Below are 13339 nucleotides of genomic sequence, written 5' to 3'. Positions count from 1 at the left end.
GGCGGGCAAGATGCCCACCCCACAAGATTGGATAATTTATTTCTTTGAGTTCCCTAAGTACCTGAAAATTACTGTAATGCTGCGCTACTACCACGCTGTAATAGAAAAGGAGATAAAACGCGGTTTTCGACAGTTTTTCCTTCTAATAAATCGAGTAACATTTGCATGGCTATGCCACCAATTTCTAACATTGGTTGACTAGCTGTCGTGAGTGGCGGAGTAACGTAACTACCCAAAGCAATACCATCAAATCCAACCAGGCTTAAACTTCGCGGTACTAAAATTCCTAGTTCTTGGCAAGCTAACAGAGCACCAACCGCCACCATGTCGTTGTAACAAAAGATGCCTGTAACCTCAGCAGTCAATAGTTTAGATAGCATCTGTTGCCCAGTAGTAACGTCGCTTATTCTGGTATAATCTTCATCACTAATGGCAACCCAATCAGGATTTTGTGGTAAACCAGCTTCAGCAAGAGCCATTTGATATCCTTCTAGGCGCTGCTGATTCGATCTGCTGCGATCGCCTACACCTAGATAACCAATGGCAGTGTGTCCCAAACTTATCAGATGCTCTGTGGCTAATCTAGCACCTAAGCGATCGTCTATTGTCACTGAGTGAAATATTTCGGATTGATCTTCTGTCTGGCTATTAATCAAAACTGTTGGCACAGCAATTTGCGTTAGTTGTTTGGTATGCTGTTTACTAATTCGTGAGTCAGCTACTAAGATACCGTCTACTCTCCGGCGATGAAAACTATCAATAGCTGCTATTTCCTGCTCAAAATTTCGGTGTGAAGCACTTAACAAAACACTTAAGCCTGCGGGTCTAGCTATCTTCTCAATTCCCTCTACTACCTCAGCAAAAAAGGGATCTGCTATTGAAGTTACTACTACTCCGATGGTATTAGTGCGTTTATTTTGTAAACTTTGAGCAATAGCATTAGGCACATAGTTCATTTCCTGCGCTAGTTGCTTAATTTCCTCTCGCACTTTAGGGCTAATGAGAGCGTTATCTCGCAAAGCGCGTGAAACAGTGGAGTGAGAAACACCTGCTCTTTGAGCAATATCTTCAATTGAAATTCTTTTTTTATTCATTTTTTATATGAGGTTTTAAGTTTTGCACACGTGTGCATGTAGATGTATTATAGAAAATAATCGTTATTTGTCAAGAAATTTTAATACAACTACCATATTCCAGGGAAAGGAGTCCTAACTTCTGCCTCCATTTCAACAACTTAACTTTTCTTAAGTAAAAGATGATTAAGCAGTCAATGATTATTATCGTCATGGGTGTATCAGGTTCTGGCAAAACCACCATAGGAAAATTGCTAGCAGACTCGTTACAATGGGAGTTTAGCGACGCTGATACTTTCCATTCACCAGAGAATGTTGAGAAAATGCGACGCGGTATCCCTTTGGGTGAAGCTGACAGGATGCCTTGGTTGCAAGATTTGCAAACAGCTATAAAACATTGGCTGCAAGAAAATAAAAATGTAGTGCTGGCCTGTTCGGCTCTAAAAGACAGCTATCGGCAAATTTTGGTATTGGATAGCGATCGCATCAAGCTAGTTTACCTCAAAGGGTCTTATGAGTTGATTCAAATGCGGTTGCAAGAGCGTAGCAATCATTACATGAGCGAAAAACTCCTTAACAGCCAGTTTTATACTCTTGAAGAACCATTAGGTACCATATCTATGGATGTTTCACAACCACCCCAGGTAATTGTTCAAAATATAAGAACGGCTTTGGGAATTTAGCTGATTGCTTACAACCGGAAGATTAAGATTAATCACATCTTTACGAAAATGCGAACTTTTGGCAACCAATTTACATCAGAGGTAAATCTAAAGAAATTTTAAAAGGAACCACATAACTGTAGTGGTAGGAGAAAACTAGTGTTTCTAAGATTAGCTCAACAACATCAGGAATTCATCCAAGACTTGGTAATGAACCTACAAGCCTTGACAATTGCACTTGAGCGGCGTGGCTATACTGCGTCTTGCTATACATGCGGTGAGCAAATGCAGAGTGCTTCATTTATGGTGAGCCTGGGAGAAAAGCACCTAATTCGGTTTTTAGTGTCTGATTACGGGATTACTTGGATGGAATTGTGGGATGATCGCGAATTAATGAAGTTGGAGGGTGCAGAAGCGATCAGCCAATTACAAGAGTTGGCTAATATTGTCAAGTATTCTCTTACCATACAATTAACGAATTGACGCTTCTCTGGATGAAGTGGACAGAAAAATTAACTTAATTTATGCACACCTGTGTAAACTAAAAGATAAGCTTATATTTGTAAATATATGCACACGTGTGTATAACTTATTTAACAGATATTTAGCTACCAATCAAGCCATAGAGAATTCGGCTTTCAAGTTAGTTTTATAGGGAAAATCCAAAAATCAATATTGACTTAATATTAAGAATACTGTCTGGAATAACCCTACAACAATACCCAAAACACCACCTAAAGTGACAATCGCTTGCAATTCATTTTTCACAATTCCTTCGATAGCAGCTTCTAAATCAGCCGGTGAAGTTGATTTCACTCGGTCAACTATCACTTGATCTATCGACAAAATTGGAATTACTTGCGCCACAATTACTTCTAAATCTTTTTCCAAATACTTATCTAAAATTAGAGCCAACTCTTGACTCATGACTTCTAAAGAAGTACTGACAACAGGTGAAGTGCTAAGACGATTCAGCAGCACCCCAGCAATATTTTCCCAATCAACAGAATCAGTTAATCCTTGTAAAAAATCGCTACCACTATTTTGCAGGTAATGGCGGACACTTTCGCGGGTGGTCTTGCGGAGTTGGCGCACCGTACCCATTGGCAAGTTTTGTAATGATAAATTTTGCAGTAATTTCCTAATGCGATCGCGCATTTGCAAATCTTGAGTCAATTCCTGCAAGCGAGTATTAGTAGCCTCTTTTTCATCTAAACAAAAAGTTCGTAGCCGCGTCAGAGTATTACGTAAGCCAAACAAATTTGCTACTACCCAATAAGTCCCACTGGTTTTTTCGCGGAAGCCTTCATCAATAATTTGAATTGTGCGATCGGTTAAAAAATCAACTATCGTCTGCCGCAGCACATCTGGCGGTAAAACTGCTTGCAACAACCAATCAGCAAGCCGCGTAGCTTGTTCTTCACTCAATTGAAATTCTAGCAATATCTGGTCAAAAATTTGATTTATCTGCGCTTCCAAAAAGTCTTCGCGTCGTGCTAAAACCTTGAGTAATCGTGGCAAGGATTCCCCTAGTAAGTCCCGCAAAATTCCCGCCACAATTTTGGCACTTTTCTCGTTTTTATCTGTTTTGATTTGTTCAATGGCCAACTGTAACAACCAGAGAATTGCTGCTTGTACGCGTTCTGTTTGCAACAAACGCCGCGCCAAATTTTGTAATTCATGTGGTGTCAATAGTGACCCCATGATTGTCTTGGAAATGTTCAGAGCCAGACGTTCCTGGTTGCGGGGAATCAATCCAGGGGTGAAGGGTACTCTTCGTCCAGCAATGTAAATTGCTCGGTAAGGACGGAACAACATTTTGATGGCTATATCATTTGTGAAATAGCCAATAATTCCACCCAGTACCGGGGGAGACACATAAAGCCAAAGATGAGACCAGTCCAAGGGAAGAATTAAAAAAGTTAGGAGTTAGGAGAGACGCGATTAATCACGTCTGTACAAGAGTTAGGAGTTAGGAGAGACGCGATTAATCGCGTCTGTACAAGAGTTAGGAATGATAAATTAAATGAGAATTTATCACTACTGATAATCCATGACTTTTAACTTATAATTCCTAACTCTTCACTCATTTTTCTTGACTACCAGCACTCCCATCATACCGTTCACAATGGGGTAGTGTGTGGCAACAGCAAAACCAACTTGACGCGCTAACTCTATTTGCTCTACCCCGATGGGAAAGCGATCTAAGCTGGGACTGATATAGGCATATTCTTCTTTTAACCCTAAGTAATTGGCAACTGGTACTACGAAACCGTCCAGATACAACTGCTGAAAGGCGCGTAGCTGAGGATTACTCGGTCGATGAAAATCTAAAATTGCGGCTTTAGCACCTGGCTTCAAAACCCGGTATAACTCTTGGAGACTGCGGGGAATATCTTTAACATTTCTTAAACCATAGCCCATTGTTGCGGCATCAAATTGGTTATCGTCAAAGGGTAAATTTAGCACGTCGGCTTCTACCCAGGTAATAGCAGGTTGGGGGTACTGCCAATGTGAGCGTTCTTTAGCTGTTTCTAGCAGGTTGGCGGAAAAATCTACTCCGTAGACCTGTCCTGTTGCTCCCACACGCCGTGCCAAACGTAAGGCTAAATCACCACTGCCGCAACACAAATCTAATGCAGTATCACCCAATTTAGCTGCACTCCATTTCACTGTCATTTCTTTCCATATTCGATGCTGTCCCAGACTCAACCAATCGTTCAACTGGTCATAAACTGGAGCAATACGGTTGAAAATGGACTGAATTTCGCTAGTCATTGAGTATTGAGTATTGGGCATGGGGCATTGGGCATTGGGCATTAGGCATTGGTTTTTGACAAATGACTAATGACAAATGACTAATGACAACTGGTAAGAGCGATCGCCACTAGTTGGGCTAATAAATTAATTAGCATTAATTCATCTTCCCGCAAAGTGCAAGGTTGTTTCCACTGTAGCGACAATACGCCCAAAAGTTGATTACGATAGCTAATCGGTATAACTAAATGTGCTTGCACACCCGTATTTTGGTAGTGAATAGCATCAACTAATTTAGTATCTTTAAGTACATTTAAGGAAACTTGCATTTGCCCGGTGGCGATCGCTTCCTTTGTTAGTGGGTCTTGAGATAGCCAATTCTCTATTGTACCTGTATCGCTGTAAGTTCCTTGAGTCGCAATCAGAGTATTTCCATCTGTAAGTTGTAGGATGCAGCCTTCTGTACCAAAAGTCTCACTCACAGCCTTAGCAATGGGAGCGAGAGTTTCTTCTAAGCTAGAAGCTGCTTGAGTTACCTGTACCAAAACACTTAGTAGCGCCATTTGAGCATGAGCACGGCGTAATTCTTCTGTACGTTGCTTAAGCAAGTCGTAGGTTTCTGCTGCTCTTTGCACCACTGCCTTTAGTTCCCCTGGGTCCCAAGGCTTTGTGATATATTTGTATACTTGCCCAGCATTAATCGCCTCTACCAAGTCTTCAATATCAGTAAATCCGGTGAGAATTATCCTAACCGTATCGGGAAACTGAGGTACAGTCTTGCTGAGGAACTCAGTTCCTTTCATTTCTGGCATCCGTTGATCGGAGATAATTACTGCTACTTCCCCTTCTGCTGCCAAAACTTGTAGAGCGTTCACTCCACTATCAGCTTTCAGAACGTTAAAGTCGCGTCGAAAGGTGCGATAAAGCAGATCGAGATTATCTGGCTCATCGTCAACTACTAGGATTTTGAGCTTTTTTGGGCGTTCGAGAGTCATAACTTGATATTGGAGTTTATCAATTTCGAGACTGGACTTATCCATAAGATATTTCCTTTAAATATTCACTATCTTGTTATATTCCATACCAAGCTTAGTTGAGAATAGCCAAAAATCGCCGAGGGTTTATACGGAGTTATTTTGCATATCTTAAAACGCTAATAGTGAGTGCTACAGAGTAAATTTGCCACGTAATTCTTTCCTCGTGTCCTGTCTACGACACGCTCCGCGATCTACCTCCTGCCTTTTCTCATAAGTTTCCAAAGATGAACTAAAGGCAGTAGGTCTGGGTAGTTCATAGATTAGAATAAGACTTGCTCATGAGGTATTAATCAACCTCTCAAGTTGAAGCTCGCACTCCGATTATGACTGATCTACCACCCAACGCTCAGAATCCCGAAGAGAATACTACTAACGATGTAGCACAAGAGTTACTGCGAAGGCTGAGGCAAAAACAAGGCAACTGGGTGGAATGGGGAGCCGCGATCGCCTCGTTGCTAAAAACCGGTTATAACCCTCAAGAAATTTTTGAGGCGACTGGATTTGAGCCGATTCAACAAAATCAGGTGGTTGTTGGTTCCCAAGTTTACAATTCTTTGGAAAAGTTTGGAGTATCGGAAGAAACGCGATCGCACTATGCCACACGCGGCAGCGATGTTTTATACGAACTGCGTTTGCTCACCCAAGAAGAACGTGCTGCCGCCGCCGAACTAATCTTCGTCCACAAGGTTGATGCTGATGAGGCACGGGATATAGCAAAAGCACTTAAAGAGTTCTCCTATTTCCGCACTTTGCCAGAAGGGTTTTCTGCCCATCCTGGAGATGCCGTTGCTCACCAAGTTTGGAAACTGGCACGCCAAAATGCAGATTTACAACAGCGATCGCGCCTAATTGCCAAAGGTTTACGCTTTGCTCATACGCCAGCAGCAAGGCAAAAAATCGAACAACTACTGACTGATTTTACTACCGTTCCCCAACGTCCAGCGCCAATTTTACCCTTTTACCGTCTGGAATTTGAAGAACAATTACCCCGAATCTTGCCCGTGGTAGGCGAGTTGCCATTGTCACGACAAGACTTGCAATCTGTGCCCATACTGACAGAAATTGAACCATTTCGGATGGTCAAGTTTTCTGGAGAGCAAGCTTGGATACCATTACCAGGTTGGCAAGTGCTATTGGGGGCAGAAGATCCAGTAGTAATTTTAGCAAATAGCGATCGCTTCCCCATCCAAACCCAAAGCCAAATCGGGCCCGTCGTAGTTGTGGTAGATCGTGCCCAACGGGAATGGGATGCCTCCAGCTACTTTGTTGTTGAAAATGGTGGTGAATTAGATTTTCAATGGTTTGAAACTGAGCCAGAAATTCCTCTATTAGGACAAATTATCATCATCGTTCGTCCAAAGAAAATTCTGGATGAAGAATTAACTAAGGATTCATGGCAGATTGACGAATAAATTCAATTTTAGAGAGGACTAACCGTGTGATGCGATCTATATAATACTGACCAAATAGCGCATAGCAGACGGGGTATAAGTTCATTTTTCTATTTGACCGATGCCGCCAGTTGCTTTAAGTCTCTTAAGGAGAGCAAAGCACTGGCTCCCCAATGCTTTTTCTAAACTCTTTATTTTTCTCTATAAAACTATTAGAAAATTTAAATAAGTTTTCAAATCATTTTTAATAATAAGTCACTGGAACAAGAATCTCAACAACCAATGTATCATTCGGGCAAAAGCTTAAGAAATTAAGTATTTTTTTGATTGTTTTATATTTTCTGGTATCTTCCTTTATTACCACAATTATTAAGTAAAAAACAAATTCCTATTTTTTGGATTGAGTTTCTTGAAGAAGTCAGAATTCATTAGTGAGGGATTTATATCTGTCACTAATTGGAAGTTTAATGGGAAGAAAACAAACCCAATGGATTTCTGTTGATATAAATGACTCAAGGTTTATCCAACATCGCTATCACTCGTTTGTAGCTGAACAAGGAGTTTTCCAAAAATGTCTCTAACTAAACGTTGCTTGGCCGAATTTATTGGTACATTCTGGCTTGTGTTAGGTGGTTGTGGTAGTGCTGTTATAGCCGCAGCCTACACCGCAGATGCAGCAAAAATCAGCGAAAGTACTTCTTTTCCACTGGGTATTGGATTAGTCGGTGTATCTTTGGCGTTCGGGCTTACCGTCCTCACAGGGGCTTATGCTTTTGGTCATATTTCTGGTGGTCATTTCAATCCAGCTGTTTCCTTTGGACTGTGGGCAGGTAAGCGTTTTCCTGGGTCTGAATTACTACCTTACATCGCCTCTCAAGTAATCGGTGCAGTTGTTGGTGCGGGCATAATCTACCTGATTGCGAGCGGCAAAACTGGATTTACTTTAACTGGCTCTAACCCATTGGCTACTAATGGCTACGGGACTCACTCTCCAGGTGGTTACACGCTGTTTGCTTGCTTCCTTAGTGAAGTTGTGATGACTTTCATGTTTCTATTGATTATTTTGGGTGTAACTGATAAGCGTGCTCCTAAAGGATTTGCACCACTGGCAATTGGTTTTGGACTCACCTTGATTCACCTGATTAGCATTCCTGTAACCAATACCTCGGTCAATCCTGCCCGTAGTACTGGAGTTGCTCTATTTGCAGGTGTAGAACTCTTTTCCCAAGTCTGGCTGTTCTGGATAGCTCCGATTTTGGGGGCTATTTTAGCAGGATGGTTGTATGTAGCCGTTTTTAGTGAATCAACTGTGGGCGAACGGCAAAACATCGAAGAGCTAGTCTAAAAGTCATTATGAACTGTACGAGTGTATTTATAGCAGTTCATCAAAAGGGGCAATAGTTGGCGCTGCTTTGTGCTTATAATCAATCTTTCAGATAAAGTTGCGTAGATGCAGCCCAACCTAAGCATCGCTTGAGATTTCATTTTGAGATTTCTTAATAATCCTCCGACTAAATGAACAAATGAGCCAAGCAAAATTTCTTTTGTCGGGGGATTATTAATTCTATTTCTACCAGAAACACTTAGATAGAAGGAACGCTAAATTTCTTGTCTTATACCATTTCACGAAATATCTGATACAAATGATTTGTCTCTAACCTTTTTCCCCTGCTCCCCTGCTCCCCTGCCGCCTATTTGTATCAACCTTAAAATGAAATAGTATTAATGCTTGACAGAATAATTAAGTGTATATACACTTAATTCTATGCAAGACCAAACTACTCAATTAGCTCTACTCAAAAAAGTTGCAGCTACCTGTACCTGTTTTAATCTCCGCAAAGCATCTCGCACAGTTACGCAACTTTTTGATGAGATTTTGCAACCAAGTGGGGTTTTAGCTAACCAATTCACCTTGCTAACTGCAATAAACTTAGCTGGCTCAGTAACAATCACGCGCCTAGCTCAAGAATTAGTTATGGATCGAACCACTCTGACACGTAATCTCAAACCACTAGAAAAGCAGGGATTGCTCCAGATTCAGCCAGGACAGGATCAACGGATGCGGGTGATCAGTTTAACAGATAAAGGACAAGCCGCTTTGGCAAAGGCTTTACCTCTATGGGAGGTAGCCCAAACTCGTGTATTAGAACAATTAGGGCAAGAACGATGGAGTACTTTGTTATCAGGTTTGTCCGACACTGTATCCTTGCTGCATAAAGGCTAATTTTTTTCTCAAAAGGGTGTATATACACATATTTTTTAATTAGGAAACCTGTATGTCTAAATTTGATAACCATCCAACTGTCAGACAGTATCGTGAACAAAGCACTATCAATGATTCCACGATCGCTTTTCCAATAGATGTTGATTGGCTACGTAGCCTGTGCTTGGAGCTAGGAGCGGATGATGTTGGCTTTGTAGAGATTGATCGCCCAGAGATTGCTGCTCAACGCCAGGATATTCTTGTAGCTTTTCCACCGACGAAGACACTAGTTAGCTTTGTGTGTCGCATGAACCGGGAGAATGTCCGTAGTTTAGAGCGATCGGTTGCCAACGTGGAATTTCACACTACAGGCGATGAAGTTAATCAAATTGGCCGTGAGATTGTTGCTACTCTTGAGCAACAAGGAATTCGAGCTTTAAACCCAGCAATGGGTTTTCCAATGGAAATGGATCGCTTTCCAGGGAAAATTTGGGTTGTTTCGCACAAACCCGTAGCTGTAGCCGCAGGTTTGGGTCATATGGGGATTCACCGCAACGTTATTCATCCCAAATTTGGCAACTTTATTTTACTAGGGACGATTTTGATCGAAGCTGAAGTAACTAAATATAACAGACCAATTGACTATAACCCCTGCCTGGAGTGCAAATTATGTGTAGTAGCTTGTCCAGTGGGAGCTATTGGTAGTGATGGACATTTCAACTTCTCAGCTTGTTACACTCACAATTATCGAGAGTTTATGGGAGGATTCACAGATTGGGTAGAAGATATTGCCGAAAGTAAAAATGCCCATGACTACCGTCAAAAAGTGAATGATTCGGAATCAGCATCAATGTGGCAGAGTCTTGCTTTCAAATCAAACTATAAAGCAGCTTATTGTGTAGCTGCTTGTCCAGCAGGGGAAGATGTAATTGGTCAATTTTTGAGGAATAAGAAAGTCTTTGTTAAAGAAGTAGTTCGACCCTTACAGGATAAAAAGGAAACTATTTATATTGTTCCAGGTTCCGACGCCCAAGATTACGTTGCACGAAGATTTCCACATAAGAAAGTCAAGCAAGTTAGCAATGGCATTCGCCCTAATTCTATTCAAGGGTTTCTTTTCGGTTTGCCTCTGTTATTTCAAAGGAATCAATCAGTAGGACTGGATACTATTTATCACTTCACATTCACTGGAAAGGAAGAATGTCAGGCAACAGTCATAATTAAAGATAAGACAATTCAGGTAGAAAATAGTCATATTGGAATAGCCAATATTCAGATTACTGCCGACAGTCACACTTGGCTTCAGTTTTTAGCTAAAGAACAGAATATTGTTTGGGCGCTAATCAGGAGGAAGATTCGCATTCGAGGATCATTACGTTTACTTCAGGCTTTTGGAAAATGTTTTCCCTCATAAATTAGTGTAATCGAATATTGCGATGATTGAGTTATTAATCTGTAAAGGTTTTTAGAATTTGTAGTAAGCACTGTAGTAATAAAATAATGACTGAAGTTCTAGCTACGAAATTACTTACTAATCTAATAAAACTAGACAGACTAGTTACTATCAGCAATTTAGTAATTTGAGATTAATAATCACCTAAAATTATTTATATATGTGATTTTTGAATTAAATCCAAAATCTAAAATTTTATATGTCTGACTCTAAATTTACTGCTCCTCTGGCTCAAGAATTACTCCACTCAGAATTGTTAGAGCGATCGCCTACTCTTTCTCTGCGCGAGAAGATTCTCGCAATCCGCAACAGTCTACGCCCTGGACAACAGCAAATGGCTGACTGGCAATCTGGCCCGTTGGCTATTTCTGCCGTTCCTGGTGCAGGCAAATCTACGGGGATGGCGGCGGCAGCAGCGATCGCGATCGCCCGTCAGTATGAGCGTTCATCCTTTCGCCGTCAGTTGGTAGTCGTTACTTTTACTCGTTCAGCTGCTGCCAATATTAAAGCGAAGATCCGCAAAGATTTAAAGAAATTGTCTTTACCTCAGATCGGCTTTTTTGTCTATACTCTACATGGTTTAGCATTGAATATTGCCGGTCGCCATCCTGATTTATCAGGTTTGCAATTAGAAAATGTCACCTTAATTACACCAACCCAAAGTCACCGCTTTATTAGAAATGCTGTAGAGCAATGGATTGCAAATAATCCAGGAATATATTTGCGGTTATTGGAAGGTCATCAATTTGACGGAGAAGAGACAGAGAGATTGCGTCGCCAATCGGTGCTGCGAACAGAAGTATTGCCGGAATTGGCTAATACGGTAATTCATGAAGCAAAAAGTTCTGGAATATCGCCAGAAAAATTGCGGGAGTGGAGTAAACAAACCACAGACGAATATGCAATTTTGAGCGTAGCGGCGGGATTGTATGAACAATATCAAAACTTAATGCGATCGCGTGATTTCATCGACTACGACGATATGATTTTAGCCGCACTGCGCGTTTTAGAAAACGACAGTGCCCGGCGCATTGAGCAAAACCAAGTATTCGCCGTCTTTGAAGACGAAGCTCAAGATTCTAGCCCTCTACAGACGCAACTGTTAGAAATTTTGGCGAGTGATGGGGAATATGAGGGAATGAATACAGACGCGATGAATCGCGTCTCTACGCACTTCCCACTCAATCTAGTACGCGTTGGCGACCCCAACCAGGCGATTAACTCTACCTTTACCCCAGCCGATCCAATTTATTTTCGGCAATTTTGTGAAGAGTGCGATCGCATCGAACGATTGGCAACGATGGATCAAGCTGGTCGCAGTACTAGAATTATTATTGAAGCTGCTAACTTTGCTCTCAAATGGATCAATAATCAGTCCTTAGCAAAAACGAATAACGGACAACAGACTCCTGACAATCGACAAGTACCATTTCGCTTGCAGACAATTCGCCCTGTTGAAACAGGAGATCCGCAAAATAACGCCAACCCAGCACCAGTAGGACGAGGGCTGGAACTTTATACCCCGCGTGACATTCATCACACCGTTGAATTGTTATCTCAAAGAGTAATCGAGTTATTTGGTGAAGATCCAACACAAAATAGTGCAGCGATTTTAGTGCGAGAAAATCGCCAAGGAAGATGGTTAGCAGAGGCTCTGACACCTGTGTGTAAAGAGCATAATATTACACTTTACGATGTGGGAGAACGCGATCGCCGTTCCCATGTTCCCCAAGAGATTTTAGCATTACTGCAATTTTGCGATCGCCCCCACTCCCCCGATTACCTTAAAGCCGCATTAGAAGCATTAGTACAGCGCCAATTAATTCCTACTCAAGACCTCAACGCCCTTGCTAGTCTCCCAGAAGAATTTTTGTATCCTGGTCCTCTAGCAGCACCCCAGCCAGAAACAGTCCAAAAAGCCGCTCGTTTGTGTCGCAATTTACTCCGCGCCCGCTTGGAATTGCCCCTGTACCAGCTAATTTCCTTTCTCGCCTTAACCTTAAATTACGATCAGGCAGAATTGGCAACTGCTGACAAACTTGCAGAACGGGTCAACCAGCAGATAGCAGGCAATAGTTCGATGGGGGGAATGCTGTCAGCTTTAAGTGAAATCGTTAGTTCCGAACGGTTTGAACCAGTGGAAACCGAAGATTCGGAAGAACGTTACACTCGTCGCGGTCAACTGACTATTATTACCATGCACAAAGCCAAAGGGCTAGATTGGGACTATGTATTTCTTCCCTTTCTCCATGAAAACTTGATTCCTGGCAGATTTTGGGTTCCTCCCCAAAGCCAGTTCTTAGGGGATTTTACCTTATCAGAAGTAGCCCGCGCCCAAATTCGTGCTGCTCTCCACGGAGAATCTACCATACCAGATGTTACACAAGCATGGGAACAAGCAAAGCATTTGAAAATATCTGAGGAGTACCGTTTACTCTACGTTGCGATGACACGAGCAAAGCGTTTGGTGTGGATGTCAGCAGCCCAGAAAGCGCCTTTTACCTGGAGTAAACCGGATAATTTACAAGAACAAGCACCTTGTCCGGTTTTCCCCGCATTAAAGCGCCAGTTTCCAGAATGTGTGGTGAATTTAACAGCAATGGTCAAACAAGCTTGATCAAAACTTTTAAGAAATTAAAATAGCGTAAAAGCTTGTAAAACAATTCTTTTGACCAATTATTCCTTGATGGTACAGAGCAACTAAATTTATTTATGGATAGATAAATTTTAAACTTTGCTTGGTTCAAGCCCCCGGATAAATCC

At 41.7% G+C, this 13339-nt stretch carries 11 protein-coding genes; 7 read left to right on the top strand and 4 right to left on the bottom strand.

Annotated elements, in window-relative coordinates:
• Positions 1-68: 68 nt before the first annotated feature.
• The gene (locus VB740_RS32675) at positions 69-1094 is read right to left on the bottom strand and encodes a LacI family DNA-binding transcriptional regulator (protein WP_323203975.1); all 1026 of its coding nucleotides are present in this window, start codon (positions 1092-1094) and stop codon (positions 69-71) included.
• A gap of 176 nt (positions 1095-1270) precedes the next feature.
• Here VB740_RS32675 and VB740_RS32670 point away from each other — a divergent pair, with 176 nt between their 5' ends.
• On the top strand, positions 1271-1756 hold the full coding sequence (locus tag VB740_RS32670; protein ID WP_323203977.1) for a gluconokinase: 486 nt from the start codon (positions 1271-1273) through the stop codon (positions 1754-1756).
• A gap of 138 nt (positions 1757-1894) precedes the next feature.
• A complete protein-coding gene (locus tag VB740_RS32665) occupies positions 1895-2218 on the top strand; it encodes a DUF1815 family protein (RefSeq protein ID WP_323203974.1) in 324 nt (107 codons plus the stop codon).
• 186 nt (positions 2219-2404) lie between these two features.
• Here VB740_RS32665 and VB740_RS32660 read toward each other — a convergent pair whose 3' ends face one another.
• The 3 genes from VB740_RS32660 to VB740_RS32650 all read right to left on the bottom strand — a co-directional run bounded on the left by VB740_RS32660 (position 2405) and on the right by VB740_RS32650 (position 5532).
• On the bottom strand, positions 2405-3640 hold the full coding sequence (locus tag VB740_RS32660; protein WP_323203973.1) for a DUF445 domain-containing protein: 1236 nt from the start codon (positions 3638-3640) through the stop codon (positions 2405-2407).
• 177 nt (positions 3641-3817) lie between these two features.
• Complete coding sequence (gene ubiE, locus VB740_RS32655) at positions 3818-4513, bottom strand: bifunctional demethylmenaquinone methyltransferase/2-methoxy-6-polyprenyl-1,4-benzoquinol methylase UbiE (RefSeq protein ID WP_323203976.1); 696 nt, start codon at positions 4511-4513, stop codon at positions 3818-3820.
• 80 nt (positions 4514-4593) lie between these two features.
• Entirely contained in the window at positions 4594-5532 is a 939-nt protein-coding gene (locus tag VB740_RS32650) for a response regulator (RefSeq protein ID WP_323203972.1), read from the bottom strand.
• A 320-nt stretch (positions 5533-5852) separates the two neighbouring features.
• On the opposite strand from VB740_RS32650, the gene VB740_RS32645 reads away from it, so the two are divergent.
• The 5 genes from VB740_RS32645 (at position 5853) to VB740_RS32625 (ending at position 13193) form a co-directional block, all read left to right on the top strand.
• Positions 5853-6941: a RuBisCO accumulation factor 1 gene (locus VB740_RS32645; protein ID WP_323203971.1), complete on the top strand. Its 1089-nt coding sequence runs from the start codon at positions 5853-5855 to the stop codon at positions 6939-6941.
• Positions 6942-7491: 550 nt separating this feature from the next.
• Positions 7492-8265 carry an aquaporin Z gene (gene aqpZ / locus VB740_RS32640; protein WP_323203970.1) on the top strand — a complete coding sequence of 258 codons (774 nt, stop codon included), beginning with the start codon at positions 7492-7494 and terminating at the stop codon, positions 8263-8265.
• 420 nt (positions 8266-8685) lie between these two features.
• Positions 8686-9144, top strand: a complete 459-nt coding sequence (locus VB740_RS32635) for a MarR family winged helix-turn-helix transcriptional regulator (protein ID WP_323203969.1) — start codon at positions 8686-8688, stop codon at positions 9142-9144.
• Positions 9145-9196: 52 nt separating this feature from the next.
• On the top strand, positions 9197-10537 hold the full coding sequence (locus VB740_RS32630; protein ID WP_323203968.1) for an SCP2 sterol-binding domain-containing protein: 1341 nt from the start codon (positions 9197-9199) through the stop codon (positions 10535-10537).
• 238 nt (positions 10538-10775) lie between these two features.
• Positions 10776-13193, top strand: coding sequence for an ATP-dependent helicase (locus VB740_RS32625; protein WP_323203967.1), 2418 nt, complete (start codon positions 10776-10778; stop codon positions 13191-13193).
• Positions 13194-13339: the final 146 nt, after the last annotated feature.

Origin of the sequence: Nostoc sp. UHCC 0251, assembly GCF_034932245.1 — a bacterium.
GTDB lineage: Bacteria > Cyanobacteriota > Cyanobacteriia > Cyanobacteriales > Nostocaceae > Nostoc.
The sequence above is the reverse complement of the archived record's forward strand: the minus strand, read 5'-3'. Positions and strand labels throughout refer to the sequence as shown.

Coding starts and splice junctions, on each gene's coding strand:
- VB740_RS32675 (WP_323203975.1), bottom strand. CDS start 1,094: ATGAATAAAAAAAGAATTTCAATTGAAGATATTGCTCAAAGAGCAGGT.
- VB740_RS32670 (WP_323203977.1), top strand. CDS start 1,271: ATGATTATTATCGTCATGGGTGTATCAGGTTCTGGCAAAACCACCATA.
- ubiE (WP_323203976.1), bottom strand. CDS start 4,513: ATGACTAGCGAAATTCAGTCCATTTTCAACCGTATTGCTCCAGTTTAT.
- VB740_RS32650 (WP_323203972.1), bottom strand. CDS start 5,532: ATGGATAAGTCCAGTCTCGAAATTGATAAACTCCAATATCAAGTTATG.
- VB740_RS32645 (WP_323203971.1), top strand. CDS start 5,853: ATGACTGATCTACCACCCAACGCTCAGAATCCCGAAGAGAATACTACT.
- aqpZ (WP_323203970.1), top strand. CDS start 7,492: ATGTCTCTAACTAAACGTTGCTTGGCCGAATTTATTGGTACATTCTGG.
- VB740_RS32635 (WP_323203969.1), top strand. CDS start 8,686: ATGCAAGACCAAACTACTCAATTAGCTCTACTCAAAAAAGTTGCAGCT.
- VB740_RS32630 (WP_323203968.1), top strand. CDS start 9,197: ATGTCTAAATTTGATAACCATCCAACTGTCAGACAGTATCGTGAACAA.
- VB740_RS32625 (WP_323203967.1), top strand. CDS start 10,776: ATGTCTGACTCTAAATTTACTGCTCCTCTGGCTCAAGAATTACTCCAC.